This is a genomic window from Prevotella sp. CAG:592 (assembly GCF_000436015.1).
Lineage (GTDB): Bacteria > Bacteroidota > Bacteroidia > Bacteroidales > Bacteroidaceae > Prevotella > Prevotella pectinovora.
Genome location: NZ_FR892558.1, coordinates 36,668 through 61,268 on the forward strand (window position 1 = coordinate 36,668; position 24,601 = coordinate 61,268).

20 protein-coding genes are annotated in these 24,601 nt (G+C 39.9%); 10 read left to right on the forward strand and 10 right to left on the reverse strand.

Annotated elements, in window-relative coordinates:
* Nucleotides 1–157 precede the first annotated feature (157 nt).
* The 4 genes from mnmA to QVO99_RS04660 are packed head-to-tail and all read right to left on the reverse strand — an operon-like array spanning nucleotide 158 to nucleotide 4,430.
* Nucleotides 158–1,234 carry a tRNA 2-thiouridine(34) synthase MnmA gene (mnmA, locus tag QVO99_RS04645; RefSeq protein WP_022316436.1) on the reverse strand — a complete coding sequence of 359 codons (1,077 nt, stop codon included), beginning with the start codon at nucleotides 1,232–1,234 and terminating at the stop codon, nucleotides 158–160.
* Between the two features lie 33 nt (nucleotides 1,235–1,267).
* Complete coding sequence (locus QVO99_RS04650) at nucleotides 1,268–1,843, reverse strand: Maf family nucleotide pyrophosphatase (RefSeq protein WP_022316437.1); 576 nt, start codon at nucleotides 1,841–1,843, stop codon at nucleotides 1,268–1,270.
* A gap of 9 nt (nucleotides 1,844–1,852) precedes the next feature.
* Entirely contained in the window at nucleotides 1,853–3,451 is a 1,599-nt protein-coding gene (locus tag QVO99_RS04655; protein WP_022316438.1) for an OmpP1/FadL family transporter, read from the reverse strand.
* 43 nt (nucleotides 3,452–3,494) lie between these two features.
* A complete protein-coding gene (locus tag QVO99_RS04660; protein WP_022316439.1) occupies nucleotides 3,495–4,430 on the reverse strand; it encodes a hypothetical protein in 936 nt (311 codons plus the stop codon).
* Between the two features lie 218 nt (nucleotides 4,431–4,648).
* Here QVO99_RS04660 and prmA point away from each other — a divergent pair, with 218 nt between their 5' ends.
* The 5 genes from prmA (at nucleotide 4,649) to serS (ending at nucleotide 10,210) form a co-directional block, all read left to right on the forward strand.
* Complete coding sequence (prmA, locus tag QVO99_RS04665) at nucleotides 4,649–5,551, forward strand: 50S ribosomal protein L11 methyltransferase (protein ID WP_022316440.1); 903 nt, start codon at nucleotides 4,649–4,651, stop codon at nucleotides 5,549–5,551.
* Nucleotides 5,552–5,723: 172 nt separating this feature from the next.
* Nucleotides 5,724–6,041, forward strand: coding sequence for a 50S ribosomal protein L21 (rplU, locus tag QVO99_RS04670; protein WP_022316441.1), 318 nt, complete (start codon nucleotides 5,724–5,726; stop codon nucleotides 6,039–6,041).
* 21 nt (nucleotides 6,042–6,062) lie between these two features.
* Nucleotides 6,063–6,326 carry a 50S ribosomal protein L27 gene (rpmA, locus tag QVO99_RS04675; protein ID WP_022316442.1) on the forward strand — a complete coding sequence of 88 codons (264 nt, stop codon included), beginning with the start codon at nucleotides 6,063–6,065 and terminating at the stop codon, nucleotides 6,324–6,326.
* A 289-nt stretch (nucleotides 6,327–6,615) separates the two neighbouring features.
* Nucleotides 6,616–8,829, forward strand: a complete 2,214-nt coding sequence (locus QVO99_RS04680) for a RelA/SpoT family protein (RefSeq protein WP_022316443.1) — start codon at nucleotides 6,616–6,618, stop codon at nucleotides 8,827–8,829.
* A gap of 91 nt (nucleotides 8,830–8,920) precedes the next feature.
* A complete protein-coding gene (gene serS, locus QVO99_RS04685; protein ID WP_022316444.1) occupies nucleotides 8,921–10,210 on the forward strand; it encodes a serine--tRNA ligase in 1,290 nt (429 codons plus the stop codon).
* A 136-nt stretch (nucleotides 10,211–10,346) separates the two neighbouring features.
* Here serS and ilvA read toward each other — a convergent pair whose 3' ends face one another.
* Both ilvA and QVO99_RS04695 read right to left on the reverse strand, forming a co-directional pair.
* Nucleotides 10,347–11,540 (reverse strand): threonine ammonia-lyase, encoded by a 1,194-nt coding sequence (gene ilvA / locus QVO99_RS04690; protein ID WP_022316445.1) that lies wholly within the window; start codon nucleotides 11,538–11,540, stop codon nucleotides 10,347–10,349.
* A gap of 97 nt (nucleotides 11,541–11,637) precedes the next feature.
* Complete coding sequence (locus QVO99_RS04695; RefSeq protein WP_022316446.1) at nucleotides 11,638–12,558, reverse strand: glucosaminidase domain-containing protein; 921 nt, start codon at nucleotides 12,556–12,558, stop codon at nucleotides 11,638–11,640.
* A 182-nt stretch (nucleotides 12,559–12,740) separates the two neighbouring features.
* On the opposite strand from QVO99_RS04695, the gene QVO99_RS04700 reads away from it, so the two are divergent.
* Nucleotides 12,741–13,130, forward strand: coding sequence for a thioesterase family protein (locus QVO99_RS04700; RefSeq protein WP_022316447.1), 390 nt, complete (start codon nucleotides 12,741–12,743; stop codon nucleotides 13,128–13,130).
* A 322-nt stretch (nucleotides 13,131–13,452) separates the two neighbouring features.
* Nucleotides 13,453–13,878, forward strand: a complete 426-nt coding sequence (locus QVO99_RS04705) for a hypothetical protein (RefSeq protein WP_044075325.1) — start codon at nucleotides 13,453–13,455, stop codon at nucleotides 13,876–13,878.
* A 27-nt stretch (nucleotides 13,879–13,905) separates the two neighbouring features.
* Here QVO99_RS04705 and QVO99_RS04710 read toward each other — a convergent pair whose 3' ends face one another.
* The 4 genes from QVO99_RS04710 to QVO99_RS04725 all read right to left on the reverse strand — a co-directional run bounded on the left by QVO99_RS04710 (nucleotide 13,906) and on the right by QVO99_RS04725 (nucleotide 20,007).
* On the reverse strand, nucleotides 13,906–14,631 hold the full coding sequence (locus QVO99_RS04710; RefSeq protein ID WP_022316449.1) for a DUF5932 domain-containing protein: 726 nt from the start codon (nucleotides 14,629–14,631) through the stop codon (nucleotides 13,906–13,908).
* A 47-nt stretch (nucleotides 14,632–14,678) separates the two neighbouring features.
* A complete protein-coding gene (locus QVO99_RS04715; protein WP_022316450.1) occupies nucleotides 14,679–18,206 on the reverse strand; it encodes a DUF5112 domain-containing protein in 3,528 nt (1,175 codons plus the stop codon).
* Between the two features lie 4 nt (nucleotides 18,207–18,210).
* On the reverse strand, nucleotides 18,211–18,879 hold the full coding sequence (locus tag QVO99_RS04720) for a bifunctional 4-hydroxy-2-oxoglutarate aldolase/2-dehydro-3-deoxy-phosphogluconate aldolase (protein ID WP_022316451.1): 669 nt from the start codon (nucleotides 18,877–18,879) through the stop codon (nucleotides 18,211–18,213).
* A 102-nt stretch (nucleotides 18,880–18,981) separates the two neighbouring features.
* Nucleotides 18,982–20,007, reverse strand: a complete 1,026-nt coding sequence (locus tag QVO99_RS04725) for a sugar kinase (protein WP_022316452.1) — start codon at nucleotides 20,005–20,007, stop codon at nucleotides 18,982–18,984.
* 207 nt (nucleotides 20,008–20,214) lie between these two features.
* Between QVO99_RS04725 and QVO99_RS04730 the strand changes: the two genes are divergently transcribed.
* From QVO99_RS04730 to QVO99_RS04740, 3 genes are all read left to right on the forward strand, one after another.
* On the forward strand, nucleotides 20,215–21,279 hold the full coding sequence (locus QVO99_RS04730) for a LacI family DNA-binding transcriptional regulator (protein WP_022316453.1): 1,065 nt from the start codon (nucleotides 20,215–20,217) through the stop codon (nucleotides 21,277–21,279).
* 98 nt (nucleotides 21,280–21,377) lie between these two features.
* Complete coding sequence (locus QVO99_RS04735) at nucleotides 21,378–22,874, forward strand: UxaA family hydrolase (RefSeq protein WP_022316454.1); 1,497 nt, start codon at nucleotides 21,378–21,380, stop codon at nucleotides 22,872–22,874.
* A gap of 431 nt (nucleotides 22,875–23,305) precedes the next feature.
* Nucleotides 23,306–24,601: a Na+/H+ antiporter NhaC family protein gene (locus QVO99_RS04740; protein ID WP_022316455.1), complete on the forward strand. Its 1,296-nt coding sequence runs from the start codon at nucleotides 23,306–23,308 to the stop codon at nucleotides 24,599–24,601.

Genomic DNA, 24,601 nt, shown 5'->3' on the forward strand with positions numbered 1-24,601 from the left:
GGATGATTGTATCAGAAACAATACATAATGACGGTAAGGTAATCCTAATGGAAAGTAAAAACTGTTGAGACACCACGAAAAACACTCTAGACGATTTCAGAATGCGCAATCAAAATGATTGTTAAGGCTTGAAAAGTATTTAAAAATTTACAATTTGTCAAATGGCTGTGATTTCACCACTACCGTAACACCTATGGTGATTTTCGTCATAGATGACGCAAAACTGTCCTGGTGCAACACCATGGATGAATTCTTCTGCATGAACAACAAAATCCGAATCGCCTGTTATCTCAATTCTTCCTTTATGATACTCTGGTGTATGGCGTATTTTAAAAGTTATTTTATCCATATTGACCCTTTCTGTCAAATAATGAAAATCCATAACGGGGAATTCTTTCTTGTATGCAGTCTGAGGGTTATAGCCATGGCTGACATAGAGGATATTGTCTTGCACATTTTTCTTGACAACGAACCATGGTCCACCTCCAAATCCAAGACCTTTACGTTGGCCTATTGTGTGGAACCACAATCCGCGATGTTTGCCAATTATTTTTCCGGTTTCAAATTCTATTACGTCGCCTATGTTTTCACCTAAATACCTGCGTATATATTCATTATAGTTGATCTGACCTAAGAAACAGATTCCCTGACTGTCTTTTCGCTTTGCATTTACAAGTTGTTCTTTTTCAGCGATTATCCTTACCTCGTCTTTCTGGAAGTGACCTATTGGGAATATAGCTTTCCGTAATTGCCATGAATATAGTTGTGCTAAAAAATCTGTTTGGTCTTTTACTGGGTCTGGACTGGTGACAAGCCATTTTCTTCCATTCTCGTCAATCTCAGTCTGTGCGTAATGTCCTGTTGCAATCAGATCATATTTGTAACCAATCTTTTCATGAAATGCACCGAACTTGATCAAACGGTTGCACATCACGTCAGGATTAGGCGTAAGACCTGCCTTGACTTTTTCCATCGTATAACGAGTAACCTCATTCCAGTATTCTTTATGGCAATCGATCACAGCAAGTTTACATCCGTATTTATGAGCTACAGAGGTTGCCATTTCCAGATCTTCTTCTGATGAACAATCCCATTCTTCCTTCTCTTCTGGGCCGATTTTTATGTAAAAACAGTCTGGTGTCAGACCTTTTTCCGCCAGTTCATATAAAACGACAGAACTGTCTACACCACCAGACAATAATACTGCTATTTTCTTATCCTCTAATTTTTCCATTATTATGCTATACAGATATTTGCGTACATTTTACTAGAACTCTTCAGTTAGCGTCTGATAAATACGCTGCACCGGTAATCCCATCACATTGAAATAACTGCCATCAAGATGTTCCACTCCCACATGTCCTATCCATTCCTGTATGCCATAGGCTCCTGCCTTGTCAAATGGTTTGTATTTAGAGACATAATAGTCTATCTCAGTGTCTTGAAGTCGTTTAAATGTCACATTGGTGTTAACGGAGAAAACTTTTTTCTTTTCCTTAGTTGATATGCAGACCCCTGTGATTACTTGATGGGTTTTCCCACTTAACATTTTTAGCATCCTGACTGCATCATTTATGTCGTGGGGTTTACCAAGTATTGTATCATCACAAACGACTATAGTATCTGCCGTTATAACCATAGTGTCACCTGACAGGAGGTCGGTATAAGCAGAAGCCTTCTCTTCGGCAATATAGCGGGCAACTTCCTTGGCCGGCAGGTCTTGAGGGTATGTCTCTTTTATCCCTTCACGTACTAAAACTCTGAAGTGGAGGTCCAAACCGCTAAGGAGTTCCTTGCGGCGCGGACTTCCACTGCCTAAAATGATATTATATTGTTTGATCATAAACACAATTTAGAAATGATAGCCTAAAGTCAACAGCAGCTGATGCCGCTTGTTGCTTACCTTTACGGCATCACATAGATTAGACATGTCTTTTACTTCTGATATATAATCTGTGAAAGCATGGAATTTTCCATTCTGTACAGAATACTGATATGCCAGATCAAGCGAGAATTTGTTCAATGTATAGCCAATTCCGCAAGTTACACGATTGATGGACTCCCAATTGGTATAATCCGTTGTAGACGCATAATAAGACCCTGGAGAGTTGATTGTTCCGTCCTTATAACCCACACTCTCGTATTTAGGGGAAACATAATTGTAGCCTAGGCGTATTGCCAAATTATCATCAGCCTTGAACTCCATTCCGAGTTTCAAGGTACTTACGCCTTTCAGAGTGCTTTCTGTATGGTCGTTCATCTCTCCATCTGACGAACTGTTCGAATAGTAAGTATCATAATACCAGTCATAATCGCCACCATCGTTAATTCTTGAATCGAGCGTACTGTAATCCGAATATTCATAACCTGCACCTATGGCTAGATAATTGTCGAAGGTAGTACCAAGGCTCAAGCCGAACTTCCAAGGAGTGTACAATTTGAAATCATATGACTCCCCGATATTTCCCGTGTCGTAATAGCCGAAATTGTCAGCTAATGAGCGGTTGTCAATAGTGGTGTAATTTGTTGTAGTCAGATCATACCAAATTGGAGTAGCTATCGATAGACCTATACGGAAGGGCGAACTTTCTACCGGACGGAATATAATACCAGCTTTGACATCAAATCCTGTACCAGTCACCTTTCTGTTGTCCGACAATGATGTTTTACCAATACTCTTGTCCGAACTATCTAATAACGCCTCCGTGTATTCTCCATACGATTTGTAGTGAACGTCATGAATTCCAAATGTTATTCCCAAATACACACGGTCATTTATATTGCCACTCAAGTTGAAATCGTATGTTCCGATATATCCACTGTGAGTCCTGTTGAAATCAAAGTCTGAAGCTCCTAAATAACCGTCGATGTACCCCTTGTTCTTATCGTCAAAAGCAACAGGCAAAAGGGTATTTGCATAAAGGTAGTCGACTTGGTTGAACGAGTTGTCGTTTCCGACATAAGCCCCACCCTTGTCAGAAAGGTCAAAGTACTGGTCTTGACTCTTCAGGAATGTTTGCTTGTTTTGCGAAGACAAACCATCCAATTTGCCGGTTGCAGACAATATAAAGTCAAAATTCTTACTTTTGTGATAATTGAATGCGAAATTCATGAATGAGCTACGACCTGTACGCCTGGAATACACGAATCCAATCTGGTCAAAGCTGAGATTTGTCTTTTTACCATTTGCAAAGGTCTTACAGTCTTGTTGCGATACGATGCCGAATGAAACATTGGCAGAAGAGTGTCTGAATAGTCCAATGCCAGCAGGGTTTGAAGATATGGTGGATATATCAGCACCCAACGCATCCAGAGCACCTCCCATACCAATATATCTTGCAGTGCCATTTAAATCCTGATCTGCAATTTTTGCATTTTCATATGTCTCCTGTGCCATGGCGCTAGAATATGCGAACAATGCTACAGCAGAAAACAAAGCTATTTTTTTCATAATCAAATATTATATTTTAAAGTCCAATAATAACGTGTATTTGCTATCTCCTTCCTCCAAAGTGTCCGCCACCGCCGGAGCGACCGCCACCAAAGTTACTTCCGCCAGTGAAGCCACCTCCTCTGTTTACGGAAGATCCTGTGTTGAAAGACGAGTTGTTACGGTACGTAGAATTGCTATCATATTCCCGTGTCCTTATGGTTCTATTCTCTCCAAATTCATTGTTGTTGCGGTTGTTGCGACGATATCCAGAGTTATTGGTGTTCCTCATTCCCTGCCTGTTATAAGCATCTGTATTTCTTCTGTTCGTGCTGGTGCTTCCTCTGTACCCGCTAAAGTTGGTTCTGTTATTGCGAGGATTACCAACCCATCCGTGGTTAGTCGTTCCTGAAACGCCTCCATTGTGAGGATTATGGGCAACCGTTACCCCAAAATATGGCTTGTACCAACCAGAGAACCACGGGTCATACCATCCTGTCCAATAAGTAGAATACCAAGGGCTATACCATCCTCCATACCATCCGTATCTATAAGGCCATCCCCATCTATATCCATAATAGTCATACCAAGAGGCATAATACAAAGGACTTCCTGTTATCCACGGGTCATAAAACCATAGGTCGTCAAAATAACGCCATCTGTTTAATCTTGAATAGTAGTCCCATTCTCCATTATAGTCAATATCACAAGGGGCGTCATCATAAGAATATGCAGAATCCGTATCAACACCGTCAATATTAATGATGTCATTAGTCAAAGAGTCATTGGTCACATATTTATAAGTGTTGCCTAATCCTCTCCTATTGTATTCGTCAACATCCCGGGTGGAGCCAGCGTCGTATTTTGGGGCTTTATCCCCCATGACAATCGTAGTTTTCTCCCTCTTGCTTTGTTTGGGTGAAAAATACATGTCGTCCTGTGCCATTGATACTGAAGGTAAAACTACAGACAATAATAAAGTGAAAACTAATCTTTTCATGTTTTTATCTCCTAAATCTTATATTGCTTGGGATATATATATCCACAAGTGCTGTCGTTAATAATTACTAAATGCAAAAATAGATTACTTTCAAATGCAAAAATACGGAAAAACCCTATATCATGATAGGTTTTCTCCTATTTTTTATAATTTTGCAATAAAATTTACGGAAAGAGAAACAAATTCTCTTCAGAAGAATACAACTAACAATTCAAATAATGAAATATTACAAGACTGTTTTTTTCATAAAAAATACTGATGGGAAAAAAACAATACAGGGGCCGTCTTTTTCCATGGCATGCGATATCTGCGCCGCCTTATGCGGTACGGTAGGATATGAGTCATTTGAAGAAAACGAAGGTGGAATTTCCGGATACATCCAGAAAGAGCTATACGACCGTTCGTCTTTGGAAAAGACTTTGGAGGATTTTCCTTTGGACACCTTCTCCATTTCTTTTGAAACAGAAGAAGTAATAGACAAGAATTGGAATGAGGAATGGGAAAAAGGAGGGTTCAATCCGATTATAATCGGTGACCAATGTATTATACATGACTTGAAGCACCCTTCAGACAAATCATATCCCATAGATATTACAATAGATGCATGCCAGGCGTTTGGCACCGGTACACACAACACCACAAGGATGATTGTTGAAGAATTGCTGAAAATGACATTGCAAGACAAACGTGTGCTGGATTGTGGATGTGGAACTGGTATTTTATCGGTTACCGCAGCAAAATGCGGTGCAGTAGCTGCATATGGATATGATATTGACGAATGGAGTGTTAGCAATACGATACATAATGCCAAACTGAACAGTCTGGAGAATGTTTCAGCGTTGAAAGGGGATTCAACGTTATTGTATGAGGAATTAATGGGGAAATATGATATTGTTTTGGCAAACATAAACCGCAATATTCTTTTAAACGATTTGCCAACATTAGCAAATTCAATGGCAGACAATGGCACTCTCATAATTAGTGGCTTTTATAAAGAAGATGAATCTGTTCTTATTGCAAAGGCTCGTGCGTTGGGGCTAGTTGAAGAAAAGAGAAACTCTTCAGATAATTGGGCTATGATTAAATTCCTAAAAAGACAAGTCAACTTTAGTAAGCATTAGTTTTTCTAATATTAGTTAATATTGCTTAATTAACGATATAAAAATACATTCAAGAGAAAGGAAATTAATTTTAAATGAGTAATTTTGCATCCGATTTTTATCTGTCAAGGCTCAAATAAGACATAACACGAGGTTATGCGCCTTGCAGACCAAACCCGTTTTATATAACAAAATGTACGCAATTGTAGAAATTAACGGTCAGCAGTTTAAGGTTGAAGAGGGCAAGAAATTGTTCGTTCACCATATCCAAAATGCTGAAGAAGGTCAGACTGTAGAGTTTGACAAAGTGCTTCTCGTAGACAACGAGGGAGCTGTTAAAGTAGGAGCACCTGCAGTAGAGGGTGCGAAAGTTGTTTGTGAAGTGGTTAACCCACTTGTTAAAGGTGACAAGGTGATTGTCTTCAAGATGAAGCGTCGTAAAGACGAGCGCAAACGCAATGGTCATCGTACACACTTCACACAAATCGCAGTTAAACAAGTAATCGCTTAAAACAAAGGAGGACTAGTAGAAATGGCACATAAAAAAGGTGTAGGTAGTTCTAAGAACGGCCGTGAGTCAGCTTCACAGAGATTGGGCGTGAAAATTTGGGGTGGTCAGAAAGTCATCGCAGGCAACATTATTGTTCGTCAGCGTGGTACTAAGCACAACCCAGGCTTGAATGTCGGTATTGGTAAAGACGATACTCTTTATGCACTTGTTGACGGAGTAGTAAACTTCCGCAAAGGTCGCAAGGACAGAAGCATCGTTTCAGTACTTCCAGAAGCTGAAGCTTAAATAAAAACAAACTTATTCCAAACAAACATAAGAGTCTCATTAGAGGCTCTTTTTTTTTATATAGGCAATTTAGATTGTCTTTTTAACAAGTTATAAGTAGAAAATATTTATTCCGTTGATATTTTCTATGAGTTTTGCATTATCTTTGCAAATAATTATCAGAATGCAGGGAAATCAATTTCATACCCTATCAGTTCTTGTCGCTTGGTTATAACAGGTTTTTAATCAAAATACGGCATACTTGATTTACATATTTGAATTTCAACAATATTTAATTTGACCTTTGCTTATGGACAAAAAACTGTTTTTTACGAATAACGAGAAATCTCAAGTTCTTGAAGCCATAAAGGAATTAAGAAATTCGCAAAACTATGTATTGACAAAGTCTGATGAATTGAAAGTCTTTCAGTCTTTGAAGCAGGCTATAATACAAAAAAGAATACAAAGAGATATTTTTGGACTTAATCCAATATTGTCAAGCATACAGACAGCATTAATAGCCATTGAAGAAATTGGACTAAAACGGGATGGAGTTGTAGCTGTTTTGCTTTATTCGTGTTTTACGGAAGAAACGGAAAATGATTATGATAAATACGAAAAAGAATTCGGCAAGACAGTAGTAAGCATTCTTAAAGGACTTGTACACATACAAGAGTTATACAAGAAAAATCCCGTAATAGAAAGCGAAAATTTCCGTAACCTTCTTCTTTCATTTGCAGAAGATATGCGTGTGATCCTTATCATGATTGCCGACAGGGTAAATCTGATGAGACAGATTCGCAATACTGAATGTGAAGAAGAAAAAAAACGCGTGAGTGAAGAAGCAAGCTACCTCTATGCTCCACTTGCCCACAAACTAGGACTCTACAAACTCAAAAGCGAGTTAGAGGATCTTAGTCTTAAATATCTTGAGCATGATGTTTACTATATGATAAAAGACAAGCTCAACGAAACGAAAAAAAGTCGCGATAAATATATAGAAAACTTTATCAAGCCTATAAGGGAAAAGTTGGAAGCCGACGGATACAAATTCCACATGAAGGGGCGTACCAAAAGTATCCATAGCATTTGGCAAAAGATGAAAAAGCAGAAATGTGAATTCGAAGGAATATATGATCTTTTCGCCATACGTATTATTATTGACGCTCCTTTAGAATTGGAAAAGATACAATGTTGGCATGTCTTCGCTTTGATAACAAATATGTACCAACCCAATCCAAAGAGATTGCGTGACTGGCTGAGTGTGCCCAAATCTAACGGATATGAAAGTCTTCACATAACGGTGAAAGGACCTGAAAACAAATGGGTTGAAGTTCAGATAAGAACAGAAAGAATGGATGAAGTCGCAGAACGTGGACTTGCAGCTCACTGGCGATACAAAGGGATAAAAAGTGAAGGGGGCATGGACGAATGGCTTACGAGTATTCGTAGAGCTTTGGAAAACAATGACGACATGCAGGTCATAGATCAATTCAAAATGGACTTGTATGAAGACGAGATATATGTCTTTACCCCCAAAGGAGATTTGATGAAATTTCCTAAGGGCGCAACGGTTCTTGACTTCGCTTATCGCATTCATTCTAACATAGGCAATCACTGTGTCGGTGCCAAAATAAATGGTAAAGTTGTTACTTTCAGACATATCCTGAAGAGTGGAGATCAAATAGAAGTAATGACATCAACCGTACAGAAGCCTAAACAAGATTGGCTCAACATCGTTAAAACCAGCAGAGCTAGGGCAAAGATACGCCTTGCACTTAAGGAGACACAAGTGAAAGACGGGCTATATGCAAAGGAAATGCTTGAAAGAAGGATGAAGAACCGTAAGATAGAAATGGATGAGGGCACTATGTCCCATTTGATCAAAAAGCTCGGTTTCAAAGAAACAAATGATTTCTACAGGCAAATTGCTGATGAGACATTGGATATCAATCATGTAATTGAAAAATATCAGGAGATTCAAGCTTATGACAACAACCTCCAAGGTCAACAGCAGACAAGAAGCGCAGACGAATATAGCTTTGAGAATTCAATCAAGAATTTTACAAAATCCAATGGAGATGTACTTGTCATTGACCGCAATCTGAAAGGCATAGACTATCAATTGTCAAAATGTTGCAATCCGATATATGGTGATGATGTCTTTGGCTTTGTAACAGTAAGCGGTGGAATAAAAATCCACAGAAAAGATTGTCCAAATGCTTTGGAGATGCGCAAACGTTTTGGGTATAGAATTTTACAAGCCAGATGGAGTGGCAAAGCAGACTCTAAATACACCATAACATTAAAGATAATAGGCAATGACGATATTGGCATTGTCAATAACATTACAAGTGTTATATCCAAGGAGGAGAACATAATGATGAGAAGCATTAATATTGATAGCCATGACGGACTGTTCAGTGGAAATCTTGAAATAAACGTCGAAGATACTTCCAAATTGAACCAGTTAATAAAAAAATTGCGCGTTATAAAAGGCGTAAAACAAATTATAAGATTATAAATAACGTTTTTTTAATCAAAAACATTAATTTTGCATAAAGAATACGTGCTTATTCTCAGAATGATAAAACATTAATTTAATACATAAAAATATGCTTACACTTAAACTTGTCAGTGAAGAAACTGAACGTGTAATTAAAGGTCTGGAGAAAAAACATTTCCCTGGTGCCAAACAAGCAATTTATGATGTCTTGGCTCTAGACAAGATGAGACGCGAAACTCAACAGAAACTTGACAAAGAACTCCAAGAGGGTAAAAAGAAAGCTGCCCAGATAGGCGCTCTGATGAAAGAGGGTAAAAAAGATGAGGCAAATGCTATAAAAGAAAGCGTAGCCGCATTGAAGGAAGAGTCAAAATTACTTGAACGAGAATTAAACGATATACAGCAGAAGTTAATCGATCTTCTGCGAACAATTCCGAATATCCCTTGCGATGAAGTTCCTGAAGGAAAAGACGCTTCTGACAATGTCGTAGTTAAGGAGGGTGGAGAAAAACCGAACCTTCCTGAAGATGCTATGTGCCATTGGGATCTTTGCAAGAAATTCAACCTTATTGATTTTGACCTTGGAGTAAAAATCACAGGAGCAGGATTCCCTGTATACATTGGAAAGATGGCTCGTTTGCAAAGGGCTTTAGAAGCATTCTTTCTTGAAGAAGCAAGGAAAAGTGGCTATCTCGAGGTACAACCTCCATACGTTGTAAATGAAGCTTCTGGTTTTGGTACCGGACAGCTTCCAGATAAAGAAGGTCAGATGTATCATTGTAACCTGGACAACTTGTATCTTATTCCTACAGCAGAGGTGCCGGTGACGAATATTTTCAGAGATGTCATTCTTGATGAAAATGATTTGCCAATCAAGCGTTGTGCCTATTCTGCATGTTTCCGTCGTGAGGCTGGCTCTTATGGCAAGGACGTGAGAGGATTGAACCGACTTCATCAGTTTGACAAAGTAGAGATCGTACGTATCGACAAGCCAGAACACTCATATGAGTCACTTAAGGAAATGTTAGATCATGTAGAGAATCTGCTCATTAAGCTTGAACTCCCTTATCATATTCTCAGACTTTGTGGCGGAGATATGAGTTTCACATCTTCAATATGCTACGACTTTGAAGTATGGAGTGCTGCTCAAGAAAAATGGTTGGAAGTATCTTCTGTCAGCAACTTTGAAAGCTATCAAGCAAATCGCTTGAAATGTCGATTTAGAAATTCTCAGACCAAAAAGACAGAATTGTGCCACACATTAAATGGTTCGGCTCTTGCATTGCCGCGAATTGTCGCCGCTTTGATAGAAAACAATCAGACACCAGAAGGTATAAGAATACCTAAGGCATTGGTACCTTATTGTGGATTCGACATTCTTGATGACAAAAACTTCTAAAAAATTGAGAGTTGGATAACTTAAGATTGAGACATTTTTAAAGGGAGAAAGTTTTCAAAGCTTTCCCCCTTTAAAATTTAAAAGGATAGTCATGATGCTTCAATAATTATCCTATAATTACATAATAGTGTAAACCTTAAACAAGTTTAAATCCACTTTCTCTCAGTGCGTTGTTTATAGCTGCGACATGCTCCTGGTTACGAGTCTCGCAGATTACTCTCAAGATGCAGCTGTTAACCTTCTCGCTATCGCTATTCCTGTCGTGATAAACATTTGTGATGTTAGCACCTGCCTTAGCGATAACTGAAGCCACCTCTACTAATTTGCCAGGTTTGTCATCAAGCTCGACATTGATGATTGCAATTCGTCCACTCTTTGCGAGTCCACGTTCAACAACACGATTGAGAATAGTGACATCAATGTTGCCACCGCTCACAATGCAAACTACTTTCTTACCTTTAACAGGTACCTTGTTAAACATCACTGCAGCAACGCTTGTCGCACCAGCACCTTCTGCTACAACCTTTTCCTTCTCAAGCAACTGAAGGATAGCTGCACAAATCTCGTCTTCAGATACAGTAACAATGTCATCAACATACTTGCTGCAGATTTCATAAGTCAATTCACCAGGCTCTTTAACGCAGATTCCATCCGCTATGGTTGAAACGGAAGACAGGCACTCTCTCTTATGAACATGCAGACTTTGAACCATGCTAGCAGCACCGGCCGCCTGAACGCCATATACTTTGATGTGCGGATTAAGTGTCTTCAATGCGAAGGCAACTCCACTGATAAGTCCACCACCACCGACAGGTACTACTACTGCATCTATATCTTTCACTTGATCGATAAGCTCAAGACCAATTGTTCCCTGGCCTGCAATTACATTCGGGTCGTCAAACGGATGCACGAATGTGTATCCCTTTTCATCTCTCAATTCGATAGCCTTCTGGTATGCATCGTCATAAACTCCAGGAACAAGACAAACGTCTGCTCCATATCCTTTCGTAGCTTCTACCTTGCTGATAGGTGCTCCTGCTGGCAGACAGATAAGAGACTTGATTCCATGTGCTGTAGCTCCCAAAGCCACGCCCTGAGCATGGTTACCGGCTGAACAAGCGATTACTCCGTGTGCCTTTTCCTCATCACTAAGCTGTGAGATCTTATAGCATGCGCCACGTACTTTGAAAGATCCTGTACGCTGCAGACATTCCAATTTGAGATAAACATCACACTCTGGATTTACTTGAGGCGCTTGGACAACTTCAGTTTGTCTGATTACTTTACTAAGCTCATAACGGGCTTTGTAGAAATTATCTAACTTCAACATATAGTTTGATATTTAATGTGTGTATTATATTGTATTAGTTTTAAACGATGCAAAAGTAATAAAAAAATAGATGCAACAAGCTAAATAATGATTTTTTTTATCTCACTCTCAGTTTGTCACCCACTTTTATTGAGTAATCAGGTGTCAAACCATTCATTTTATAAAGACTCTTCAGCCTTATGCCATATAATTGGGCTATACTATACATACTTTCGCCTGCTTTTACACGATGTGGGCGGCGCTTGTATTGTTTTTCTGCTTTCTTTTGCTTCTTCTTAAGGTATATCACCTCACCTTTTTCTAATTTGTCATTCTTTCCACGTTCATTAAAAGTGGCAATCTTCTTATATGACAATCCAAGTTCCCTGCCAAGAGATTTAAATGTGTCACCAGAGCGTACGATTACATAATAGTTCTTGTTATACATGTGGATAGGATGTTCTAATCCTCCATTAGCCGACTTGTCGTCTTTAAAGGATCTTTTCTCCATAAATCTGTCAAATTTCTTCGCTTTGTCATATTCATGAAGTTTATAGAGTTCAATTATACCAATAAGTTTCTGGGCGTACGTAGGACTTGTGGCATAGCCACATTTTTTCAGTCCCTTTGCCCATCCTACGTAATCTTTTGGATTTAAAGAGAACAGACCTTTATATCTAGGCTGCTTTGTAAGCAATAGACTATGGTCTTCATAACTTTCGAAAACATTGTTGTATGCTCTGAAGCATTCTTGCTTTTCATCATCGTCATGGTATGTTGTTCTGCCTGTCCATCCATGACACTTGATGCCGAAGTGGTTATTGCCCTTCATTGCCAGTTCGCTATATCCGGCCCCACTTTCCAGGAGTCCTTGGGCTAGAGTGATACTTGCAGGTATTTTGTATTTGAGCATTTGCTCAATAGCGAGGTCACGGTATTGATTAATATATGTCTGATAACGTTGATTCCATTTCATTTGCGCTGACAATTGCAGCACGTTCAGTATGAAAGTCAATATGATGATAAGTTTCTTGGTCATGTTGCATTTTTATTTATTCTACAAATATAAAAATAATATAGTAAATTACAAAATGAACTAGTGTTTTTTTATACTATATGATAAATATGTATCTTTGCAAAAAATAACAGTATCCTTGCACCGTCACTGATTTTTTCGGTCGTGTTGTGCTTGGTCTGCAATATTAAACAATTTAAATCAATATGGAATCAGGAATTAAATTTACATTAGAAAAAGTAGTTACCAATGAAATGACAGCTCGCAATATGGCAAGTGGTACATTGGATGTTTTTGCAACTCCCTCAATGATAGCACTCATTGAAGAGACTGCATGGAAAAGTGTCGCCCAAGAACTTGAAGAAGGAATGGGCACTGTTGGAATAAGCCTAAACGTAGAGCATGTAGCTCCTACTCCTGTGGGAATGAAAGTAAGATGCGAAACGGAATTGGTGAAAGTAGATGGTAGAAAACTGGATTTCAAAGTTGAGGTCTACGATGAGTGTGATTTAATCGGCAAGGGAACACACAGTCGTTTCATTGTAAAGAACGATAAGTTTCAGATAAAAGCAAACGGCAAACTTGAAAAAGCTTGATTTCTTATCATACACTAAAAGAATGGTTTAACGCATCAAGGCCAAATAGTTATTCTCCTTGCTGATCATTAAAGTTGCAGTCTTTAAGAGATTCATCCAATTTGGCCTTGATGTTTTTCATTTAACATCCAAGAATTTTACCATTAATTACACATGTCAAGGAATAAATGTATAACAGAAAGAATAGTAAAGCTGATTTGAAAAGACATACATCAAAATAAGTGGTGAGAATATTCTCATTCCATAAATCATGCATTCCACTGCATTTACCAATGTTGTTATACGTCGTGTTATAAAGCCTGTAGTCAAAGAAGTGACAAGCATGGCAAAGATGACAACTGCAACCAGACTGTTGCTAAAACAGCTAGGAATCAGATTTCCTGTAGAACTCAACAAAATGGCCTGCGGTAAGGTCGTGAGCAGCAACATCACTGTCAATATTAGTATGACTTCTACTACAAACACTAAAAAGGCCATTCGTTCTCTGAAGGTACAAGCTTTGAGAATCAATGATTTCCTCATCAATGATGAAAGTCCACTCTTCACGAATACTCCATATGCTATACTAGAAAGAATCATCCATACAAGGATATCCTTGTTGAGATTGCTTGTGAAACTTCCGAAAAACCACCTGATGCCCTCACCATTGAGCATTGATTTTATATGGGAATACGGAAATGTAGAACTTAGTATCCATGAAAGCAATATCAATGCAAGTTCTCCGATAGCCAATATACATACGCAATAGGCTGTAACCTTGATTGTTCTGGTTTCGTTATTCCTCATCTGGATGCAAATTGTCTAAATCTATAATTCTAAGTTCCAAGGCGCGAACAACGAGACGAGTTGCGTTAACCCCAAGTCCTCCATTACCTTTTGGAAACAGTTTCTGTACGAGTTCGTTCTGTCTTTTCTCCAAACTCTTCACTCCAAACGGTATTCCACGCAAGTTTGTTATCTGCTCTTTGGTGTAGCCCAAAGCAAGATGTCTAAGAAAGCGTTCGTCATATTCGTCAATTTCATAATTGACAAGAGCCTCCTGCCGCATTATGGCAGACTTGACGTCATGTTTGAAATGCTGTAATATTTTCTCCATGATAGGCTGATTGAACACATTTTTCTTTCCTGACATTACACTTTCTATATCTGCACGCGTCAACATCTCTCCAGTCTTCAAGATTATTCCGTTGCATCCAGCATCCATGACATCAAGCCAAAGTTTTTCGTTAAGTATTTCACCAGTAAAAATGAGGACTTTCGTTTCAGGGTATCTGGCTTTCGTTTCACGGCATATCTCAACACCTATTGTTGTAGAACCACCCAAGCCTAAATCCAATAGCACCAAATCAGGCACATTATCCTTCATTATCCGCCAATATTCCACTTCATTCTCTGCAGTTCCAACAATCTTGGCTTCTGGAACATCCGACTTTAATATGCCTTCAGTACCTTTTAATTCCAGAGGTACATCTTCGACTATAATTACTTTGAATTCTATCATATCTTTATTTGGATTATTATCTTTGGTTAAAAAAATTATTATTTTTGTTACTGCAGGCTAATAACGCGTGGGAGTGTTATTGTAATATCAATGTTGCCATCGGATTCAATCGCAGAAATGCCACACCCACACAAATTGGTGACATTACTTATCTCCCGCAATATTTGTCTGATGATTAGAAATGGAATATTTGCATGATTAGGAACGAATGGATTCTCCACTCCACCTGGTCTTTGGCCTCTCGGAACAGATGTGTATAGTTTTATATACGGCCCTCTTTCTGCTTTGTATTTATATGAAGGTTGCACGCCTTTATTCATTCTTCTTATTATTAGAAACATATAAGAAAAAAGTTCTTTGTCTCCAACAGTTTTCAAGTCACATCCTTTAAGATATTCCGACATGTTGATTTGGCTGCAGGCGAAGCGATAGGAACCAACTTGCATCTCAACCTGTGTGCAAAGAATTCCATACAATTCCTTATAATAATTCACTAATGCAGACAATTCATTCAAATCAGTATTAGCTTTTGTCAGGCCGTCTGGCAATGTTATGCGCGCTATGCGCTTTTTCGTGTCGGGGCTTTCCAAATAATTGTATATCCGCGACGGATAATACATGGTCTCATGCTTGATAGTGCTCAAACAATTATCCAATATGTTATTGCAAACATAAAGCCTGTCTATTTCATAATTCAATTTGCCAAGAGTGTCTTCTAGTATTTGAAGATTGTCTTTCAAATTATATTCTTGTTCAACCGTACTATGATATTCAGACAGAATTTTTGTAAATTCTTCTTTTATTGACTTGTCGGTTATACTATCGCTTATTCCAAGCAAGAAAGACAATTTGTCTTTCAGCTCTTTGTCACAGTCGACAACATTTTCTAGACGTTTCTTCAATTCTTTTATAGAACTGATTTTCATAGCATGCCTGTAATACAGCGTATAAGCTGCCATGAATAGCGCAATTAAAAGTATTACAAGAAGTACAATCGCTATGTTTTTATTCGTCTCTGATTGTTGCATGATTCTACAATACTCTCCAAGAGATTTGTCCGAATAAACTTCTTTGAAGAGTTTTGTATATATCGAATTGTTGTATTCGTATAAACCCCATTCGTGAAGGGCAAGTGCTGCGATAGCACTTTCATTTCTTATGTCAAGTATTATCTTATAGTTTGTACGGATACCCATCCTAAACCATTTCAGTTCAGGAGAATTAGTTGTGCTCGCACCGATTCTGTGCATAAACTCATGCCCATTCTTGTAAGTGCTGGCATAATGTCTGTTCAGCCATATTCTGGCAGAATCGGTAAACTCCAGAGTTTTGGAATAAGAAGCGTTGACATTTGAATAATAGGCAGAATCGGCGTATGTGGCTGCCATTTTAATGCAATAGTCAAAATCACTGTTTTTATGTTTAAATTTATAAATTGAACCGTTTGCGATTCCTAATGCAGGCATCATAAGCAAACATAACGCTGTTACTATTCCTTTGGGCAATTTGAAGAAGAAGCGACTGCCCTTCCCTACTTCGCTTTCTGCAGACAATTCACAAACATTGAATATCTTGCTTGATTTGCGGTATTTGTTAAGAATGCCTTTACAGTTCATGAGCCCGAAACCATGCCCGTCGCTTACCTTTCTGTTGAATACGCAAGACAATTCTTCACGGCTCATTCCCTTTCCATTGTCTTTAATGGAAATCTCAACATAATCGTCTTTCTCTTCAGCAAAAATTCGCACCATGCCCCCAGGAGCGGTGAATTTCCTGGCATTGTCCGCTATTGTGTTTATCATGAATAATGTCAACACCCTATCTGCTTTCACGCAGACACTTGTCTGTTCTACAACGAGAGAAATGCCTTGTAGTTCAAATACAGTTTTACTTTTGTTAACTATGTCAAATAGATCCTGAAGCTTGAAACTGACAATTTTGAGATATATCTCGCCCTGCTCTAACTTTATCCAATCCGTAAGAGTACTATTGTATTTCTCGATTGTCTGTGACAGTTCGGATATGTATGTGATTCTTTCTTCTCTATTTTGTGGTCTTTCTTTTCTTTTCATCAGTTTGTCAACCTCGTTTGCCATACGGTCAATGAGGGGCATGACGCTGTTTACAAGAAATACTTTCGATCTGTTTTCTATATTCCTTCTTTTGTTGTTCTCAAGATGTAGTTTCGCTATTGATATGTTATCTTCAGCGGCTTCAATTTCATCTTCTAATTTTCTTATTAATAGAGTGTTATCACTCTTTGACTTAAGCAATAGTTTGTCAAAGAATTCATATGGTGTACTATCAGCCGAGCGATGTTGTAGTAATTTGTAAATCAAAAGAGAAAGACATATAATCAACACGATGACAACAAGAATCATTATATTCATCGTTCTTGATGTCTGCTCTAGCATAGAGGCTCTTGCATCTAGCTCCATGTCCTGCCTTGTTTTATCCTGAAGATCTAAGTAAAGGTTTCTGTTTACGTCACTGTTGTATTTATCATCCATTGAAGAATATACAATGCTCAACTGCTCATAAATACTCGCCACAAGGTCTGGAGCCTGTCTTATTTTCTTGTCTGCCAATGATTTCTTCAGACAAATCAATGCGCTTTCATCATCTCCTATTTCCCTATAACATGCAGCAAGAGTTCTCAAAGAGCCTGCAGTCTGATATTCATCTCCATAATCCTTAAACATCTCCATTGACTTTTGTGCAAGATATCCAGCGAGTAGGGAGTCTGGCATGTTGTCACTGTTTAGGAAACCTATAGAAACTCTGTTGTTGTCAAGGATTATGGCTCTGTCAGACAATGACGTAAGGTGTTCGCTTACTGCTTGCATAGAGTTAGCTTCCCAGTAAACAAATCCGCTTTTTTTTGATAGCAGATAGCATTCAACAAGCATTTCATATTCAATCTGTTTTGTCTCTACCCTGTTCTTACTGTGTATTAATCCACCACTACCATATTGATATAGCATATTTAGATACTGACTTGTATCCTTTTGCATCAGTCCTTCTATATCAATTGATTTCAATTCCGCTAGAGACTGCTCAAACATTCCTACATAATAATAGTATGTAGATGCAACCAATGCATACTCTGTTTCAGCGTATATCAATCTTTTCTCATCTTTTGGCAATAGGTTATCACGCTCTTCGTTGATTCTCTTCAATCGCTGCAGAGCATGTTCTTTATAGTCATAGAACTCTTTGTTCTGGGCTTTCCTTTGGCAAAGCCTCATATACTGGACATCGGCAATAAGAAGTTCTATTTGATTGTTCGTCAGTTCCAGGACGCTATCAAGTTGACAAGCAGCGCGATCATAATCCATTTTTGCTATGCTTACAAAAGCCAAATTATTTAGGGCCTCCGCTTTGCCCGAAGAATAATTGTCTGAGGCTACAAATGCTTTCCTTGCATAGCAATAAGTTGAATCCAAATTTTTATAGTGGAAAGCATAAGATATTTCGTTCAGCCTGTCTGCATACTCGTGGCGAGAGTCAGTACATGCCAAACAAAGATAAAGGCTCCATAGGCAGACAACGCCTATGAAGCCCTTGTATGTCATAATATTATCCGCGAGCCTTAGCAATGTATCCGAGAGCTTCTGCACATTTGTCTGAAATAGCTTTCCAGTTCTTGGCAGCTACAACATCCTTAGGGAACAACTTAGATCCCATTCCTACGCAATAAACGCCGGCCTTAATCCAGGAAGTGAGGTTTTCCTCATCAGGAGAAACTCCACCTGTTACCATGAGTTTTGACCATGGCATTGGCGCTTTCAAACCCTTAACCAGTTTTGGACCTAAAACATCGCCAGGGAAAATCTTGCACAAATCACATCCGACTTCCTGAGCAGCGCCTACCTCAGACACGCTTCCGCATCCTGGAGTGTATGGGACGAGGCGACGGTTGCATACCTTTGCCACCTCAGGGTTAAACAATGGGCCAACTACGAAGCATGCTCCAAGTTGAATATAGAGAACCGCTGTCGCAGGGTCAACTACCGAACCAACGCCGAGGGCCATCTCAGGACATTCTACTGCAGCGAACTTCACCACTTCTTCGAATACCTCATGAGCGAAATCACCACGGTTAGTAAACTCAAAAGCACGAACTCCACCCTCATAGCAAGCCTTAACTACTTGCTTTGCCACTTCAGCGTCTTTATCATAAAACACAGGCACCATACCTGTCTGGCCAATCTTGTTCAAGACTGCCAATTTGTCAAATTTTGCCATATTTATGTTGTTGCTACTATTTTAAAAATTAAAATTAATACTGCGGATATTGACAGATAGTTTTAAACTGTCACCATCTGATGTTTTCCTTGTTCTCCGTTTTTATCGCTGTACACGACCTGAAGCATCACCACCGGCAAGATTCTCCACCTCTTCTTTGCTCATGAGGTTGAAGTCACCAGGAATTGTATGCTTCAAAGCAGAAGCAGCTACTGCAAACTCGAGAGCTTTGCCCTGATCTTCAGGCCATGTCAGCAAACCATGTATAAGTCCGCCTGCGAAGCTGTCGCCACCGCCTACACGGTCAATGATTGGCATGATATCGTAGTGTTTGCTCTGATAGAAGTCCTTTCCGTTGTAGATAAGGGCTTTCCATCCATTGTGAGTTGCAGAGTAAGACTCGCGAAGGGTCGAAACCACGAATTTGAATCCGAATTCCTTCATCATTCCCTGGAAGATTCCGTAATATCCCTCAGCGTCGGTCTTTCCACCCTCTACGTCAGCGTCTGGCTTAAATCCAAGGCAGAGTTGTGCGTCCTCTTCGTTGCCGATACAAACGTCAACATACTGCATCAAAGGTTTCATGATGCTTTGAGCTTTCTCTGAAGTCCAAAGCTTCTTGCGGAAGTTCAAATCGCAACTTACTGTTACACCGTGACGCTTTGCTGCCTCGCATGCGAGTCTTGTCAGCTCTGCAGCTTTGTCGCTTATTGCTGGAGTAATGCCGCTCCAATGGAACCACTGGGCTCCCTCCATGATTGAGTCAAAGTCAAAATCCTTGGCATCAGCCTCTGCTATAGAGCTTCCGGCACGGTCGTAAACGACCTTTGAAGGACGCATAGAAGCACCTGTCTCAAGGAAATAGATACCAAGACGGTTACCTCCGCGTGCTATGAAATCTGTATGTACACCATATCGGCGAAGAGCGTTTACTGCGCACTGGCCGATCTCGTGTGTAGGAACTTTAGTTACAAAGTAAGCCTCATGTCCATAGTTTGCCGCACTTACAGCAACGTTAGCCTCGCCACCGCCATATACGACATCGAATGAATCACTCTGGATAAATCTCTTCTGTCCAGGAGAAGAAAGGCGAAGCATGATCTCGCCCATTGTTACTACTTTAGCCATTTGTTTTTGATAAATTAATTATTTAAGAATGTTTTTGCCTAATTTTTCGTTTACAAAATTACAGTTTTACACCCATCCACACAAATAAAAATTGAAAAAATTGCGATTTTGTCAAAAATGAGCTTTAAAATAAGGTATATTTAAATTATTCTTCTTATTTTTGCAAATGAACAATCAAAAAAGTAGTTGACTAAGACCTCATTTATAATGACAGAAAAGGTTAGGATAAAAGATATAGCTGAAAAGTCTGGCGTATCGGTCGGAACTGTTGACCGAGTGCTTCACAACCGTCCAAACGTATCAAAAAAAGCACGTGAGAAAGTAGAAAAAGTGCTAAAAGAAATAAACTACCAGCCCAACATGTATGCAAGCGCTCTTGCATACAACAAATCATATCAGTTTTACTGTATTATCCCCCAACATGACTCAGAAGCATATTGGGAGGAAATTGAAGACGGAACAGCAAAAGCCTGTGAAACGAGGCGGGATTTCCATATAAGCACGGAAATTATGTATTACCAACGTTATGACATCAAGTCATTTGTCCAGACAACGAAAGAATGCCTGGAGAAGAAACCGAATGGGGTAATTGTCGTGCCTGCTGATATCAAGGTCACAAAACATTTCTGTGAGACGATGCATGAAAGGAAAATTCCGTTTATTCTGCTCGATTCTTATATTCCCGACGTCAACCCCCTGACATTTTTTGGCCAGGATTCATTCTCGAGCGGCAAATTCGCTGCCAAGATGCTGATGCTCCTGGCTGTTAATGATAAAGAGATAATGCTTTTCAAGCGCATGAAAAACGGCAAAGTGGCAAGCCGTCAGCAGGAGAACCGTGAATTGGGATTCCGTCATTATATGAATGAACATTTTCCGAATGTCAGGATTGCCGAGCTTGACGTACCCGTTGAAGGAAGTCCAGAGAGCAACGAGAAGAAACTGGAACAGTTCTTCTCTGCCCATCCCGGAATTAGAAACTGTATCACCCTCGGCTCAAAGGCCCATATCGTTGGTGAGTTTCTACTCAAGACCAATAGAAGAAGTGTACAGATAATGGGATATGATATGGTAGAAAAAAACGCTCAATGCCTGAGGAAAGGCTCCATTTCGTTTTTGATAGCCCAGCATGCTTACATGCAAGGTTACCACTGCGTTGATTCTCTTTTCAAGGCAATAGTGCTTCACAAGAAGGTGGATCCGACCAACTACATGCCAATAGAGCTGTTGTCGAAAGAAAACGTTGATTTCTACAGAAGAACTCAGTTGTAAGCCTGATGTAATGCATACTGAATCGACATCATTATGTGAACTGTTAAAAGACGGAAATTCAATTATAAAAACAAAATAATACAAATCAAAAAAACATCATGAATATTTCAGCATTCATCAAAATCAACCCTGCAGACTCTGTAGTGGTTTGTCTGCGCCCTATTGATAAAGGTGAGACAATCAATGTAGACGGAAAGGAGATAACCGTGCTCCAGAATACGCCTGCCGGCCACAAAATTCTGATCAAGGATACGCCTGCTAACGTGAACATCATTAAATATGGTTATCCTATCGGTCATGCTAAGGAGGACCTGAAGCAAGGCCAATGGGTAAACGAGAACAACCTGAAAACAAACCTTTCAGGTACGCTTACATATGAATATTGCCCCGTAAATGAGAAACTCGACATAAAGAAAGACAATCGCACGTTCCAAGGCTACGTTAGAAAGAACGGAGAAGTGGGCGTAAGAAACGAAATTTGGGTTGTGCCGACCGTGGGATGTGTTAACGGCATTGCCGAGCGCCTCGCCAACATGATTGAAAAGGAAACAAACTTAGAGGGAATCGACGCTGTTCATGCCTGGCATCACAACTTCGGTTGCTCACAGTTGAGCGAAGACCACGAAAACACCCGCAAGGTGCTGCGTGACATCGTTCTCCATCCTAATGCGGGAGCAGTGCTTGTCTTGGGTCTCGGATGTGAGAACAACCAGCCTGACCAGTTTGAAAAACTACTTGGCGACTACGACAAGGAGCGAATAAAGTTCATGGTTGTACAGAACGTGAAGGGAGACGAAATAGAAGAAGGCATGAAAATTCTACGCTCGCTTTACAAAGTCGCCAAGGAGGACAAGCGTACAGACTGCCCGCTGAATGAACTCCGCATCGGACTCAAGTGCGGCGGAAGTGATGGCTTCAGCGGAATCACGGCAAACCCACTTGTTGGTGAACTGTCCGATTATATCGTAGCACAGGGTGGTACGTCAATTCTTACTGAGGTGCCAGAAATGTTTGGTGCAGAAACTATACTGATGAACCGTTGTGAGAATGAAAATTTGTTTGAGCAAACTGTAAAACTCGTAAACGATTTCAAGGAATACTTCCTCAGCCATGGCGAACCTGTTGGTGAGAATCCTTCACCAGGCAACAAGGCTGGTGGAATATCCACTCTCGAGGATAAAGCTCTTGGGTGCACACAGAAATGCGGACGCGCACCTGTTAGCGGAGTACTCGGATATGGCGACAGACTTCAGGTTAAGGGGCTGAATCTCCTTTCAGCACCAGGCAATGACCTCGTGGCAGCAACGGCTCTTGCAGCTTCCGGTTGCCAGATAGTTCTCTTCACGACAGGTCGCGGTACGCCTTTCGGCACATTCATACCGACAATGAAGATTTCGACAAACAGCAACCTGGCCAATAACAAGCCTAACTGGATAGACTTCAACGCTGGCGAACTTGTAGAAGGTACAGACATGCCTACATTGCTTGATAAATTCATTGACAAAGTGATTGCTGTGGCAAGTGGAGAAAAGGCCAACAACGAGAAGAATGGTTATCGAGAGATAGCAATTTTCAAGAATGGCGTTACGCTGTAACGAAAGATTATCCATCCGTTTTTGTAGCTTTGCATTGACTGGATGAGAGATTACGAATAAGAAGGAGTCAACAGAGCGTCAAGTTCTTGACTCCTTCTTGTAAGTATATAATCAAGGCGGATATCAACAACAGGTCCCTGAACCTACAGTCAATTCGGAAGCAAAATGCAATTGGCCACGCCATTCAAGAAATTGTTATGCTCCAATTATAATCCTACGGATTTCAATGCATAAAGCAGCTGCTTGCAAACAAAAAACAGCGGGGTTTTAATACCTAACTCTATGAGTTGTAAATTCAAAGCGGCTGTTCACTATTTTCAAATAACAGAATAGTTCAGATTCTATAGTTAAGGAGTATTTGGAATGAACATGTTATAATAAAGTTTAACCATTAATATAAAAGAAGATATTTCCTAAAAGTCATAATAAGAATGCAAAACGAGAATTTAAACCATAAGAAAGGGCTTTTGGCGTTGTCACCGCTTATTCTCTTCGTGATAGTTTATTTCGTGTCGTCATTAATAGCAGGCGACTTCTACAAGATGCCTATCACTATTGCTTTCATGACAGCCTGCATATATGCAATAGCCGTGTCGAGAGGCAAAGCCTTCAAGCAGAGAATAGATTCCTTCTGCATCGGAGCTGGGGCAAAAGACATCATGCTTATGGCATGTATATTCATTATGGCCGGCGCTTTCGCAAATTCGGCCAAGACAGCTGGATGTATTGACGATACTGTGAATTTCACATTGAGCGTCCTTCCTGACAACATGATAATGCCAGGCCTCTTCATTGCGGCTTGCTTCATTTCGCTTTCCATCGGAACAAGCGTAGGAACAATAGTGGCTCTCACTCCTATCGCTGCAGGACTCGCCCACTCCACCGGCACGAGCGTCCCGTTAATGGTGGCAGTCATAGTCGGTGGGTCGTTCTTTGGCGACAATCTCTCGTTCATATCCGACACGACTATTGTTGCAACCAATACTCAGGGATGCAAACAAAGCGACAAATTCCTTGTGAATTCATATACCACAATTCCTGTCGCGATAATAGTAATGGTGGTATATATGTTTGTTGGCCAGGGAGTGAACTCACCAACCAACATCCCTTCGGCAAATATAATAAAAATCATACCTTATCTGATTGTCATCATATCAGCCATCTGTGGACTAAATGTTCTGATAGTTCTTACGTTAGGCATACTTTCCACAGGTGTTGTGGGCATGGCATTCAATGCGTTTGACTTCTTTGGCTGGTGTCAGTCGATGGGCGACGGCATTACGGCGATGGGAGATCTCATAGTAGTTGCCCTGTTAGCGGGAGGATTGCTCAAAACGCTGAGCGACAATGGCGCACTTGACTATCTGATACGCTTGATAACAAACAAGATAAGCAACAGAAGAAGTTGCGAGCTTACAATTGCTTCGCTCGTAAGCATAGTGAACGTGTGCACGGCAAATAATACTGTAGCCATTCTGACCGTTGGCTCCATATCAAAGGATATTGGCGACAAGTTCGGTGTAGACAACAGAAAAAGCGCCAGCATACTTGACACATTTTCCTGCTGCATACAGAGCATACTGCCATACGGCGCACAGATACTTATGGCTACAGGACTCGCAGCCGTGAGTCCGATGGATATCATCAGCCATCTATATTATCCATTCGTACTTTTTGCCGTTTCTGTAGGTTCGATATTGTTCAGATACCCTAAAAAATACAGTTAA

Bases quoted from the DNA above. Each gene is read 5' to 3' on its own strand.
- mnmA (WP_022316436.1), bottom strand. From the start codon at position 1,234: ATGGAAAAATTAGAGGATAAGAAAATAGCAGTATTATTGTCTGGTGGT.
- QVO99_RS04650 (WP_022316437.1), bottom strand. From the start codon at position 1,843: ATGATCAAACAATATAATATCATTTTAGGCAGTGGAAGTCCGCGCCGC.
- QVO99_RS04655 (WP_022316438.1), bottom strand. From the start codon at position 3,451: ATGAAAAAAATAGCTTTGTTTTCTGCTGTAGCATTGTTCGCATATTCT.
- QVO99_RS04660 (WP_022316439.1), bottom strand. From the start codon at position 4,430: ATGAAAAGATTAGTTTTCACTTTATTATTGTCTGTAGTTTTACCTTCA.
- prmA (WP_022316440.1), top strand. From the start codon at position 4,649: ATGAAATATTACAAGACTGTTTTTTTCATAAAAAATACTGATGGGAAA.
- rplU (WP_022316441.1), top strand. From the start codon at position 5,724: ATGTACGCAATTGTAGAAATTAACGGTCAGCAGTTTAAGGTTGAAGAG.
- rpmA (WP_022316442.1), top strand. From the start codon at position 6,063: ATGGCACATAAAAAAGGTGTAGGTAGTTCTAAGAACGGCCGTGAGTCA.
- QVO99_RS04680 (WP_022316443.1), top strand. From the start codon at position 6,616: ATGGACAAAAAACTGTTTTTTACGAATAACGAGAAATCTCAAGTTCTT.
- serS (WP_022316444.1), top strand. From the start codon at position 8,921: ATGCTTACACTTAAACTTGTCAGTGAAGAAACTGAACGTGTAATTAAA.
- ilvA (WP_022316445.1), bottom strand. From the start codon at position 11,540: ATGTTGAAGTTAGATAATTTCTACAAAGCCCGTTATGAGCTTAGTAAA.
- QVO99_RS04695 (WP_022316446.1), bottom strand. From the start codon at position 12,558: ATGACCAAGAAACTTATCATCATATTGACTTTCATACTGAACGTGCTG.
- QVO99_RS04700 (WP_022316447.1), top strand. From the start codon at position 12,741: ATGGAATCAGGAATTAAATTTACATTAGAAAAAGTAGTTACCAATGAA.
- QVO99_RS04705 (WP_044075325.1), top strand. From the start codon at position 13,453: ATGGCAAAGATGACAACTGCAACCAGACTGTTGCTAAAACAGCTAGGA.
- QVO99_RS04710 (WP_022316449.1), bottom strand. From the start codon at position 14,631: ATGATAGAATTCAAAGTAATTATAGTCGAAGATGTACCTCTGGAATTA.
- QVO99_RS04715 (WP_022316450.1), bottom strand. From the start codon at position 18,206: ATGACATACAAGGGCTTCATAGGCGTTGTCTGCCTATGGAGCCTTTAT.
- QVO99_RS04720 (WP_022316451.1), bottom strand. From the start codon at position 18,879: ATGGCAAAATTTGACAAATTGGCAGTCTTGAACAAGATTGGCCAGACA.
- QVO99_RS04725 (WP_022316452.1), bottom strand. From the start codon at position 20,007: ATGGCTAAAGTAGTAACAATGGGCGAGATCATGCTTCGCCTTTCTTCT.
- QVO99_RS04730 (WP_022316453.1), top strand. From the start codon at position 20,215: ATGACAGAAAAGGTTAGGATAAAAGATATAGCTGAAAAGTCTGGCGTA.
- QVO99_RS04735 (WP_022316454.1), top strand. From the start codon at position 21,378: ATGAATATTTCAGCATTCATCAAAATCAACCCTGCAGACTCTGTAGTG.
- QVO99_RS04740 (WP_022316455.1), top strand. From the start codon at position 23,306: ATGCAAAACGAGAATTTAAACCATAAGAAAGGGCTTTTGGCGTTGTCA.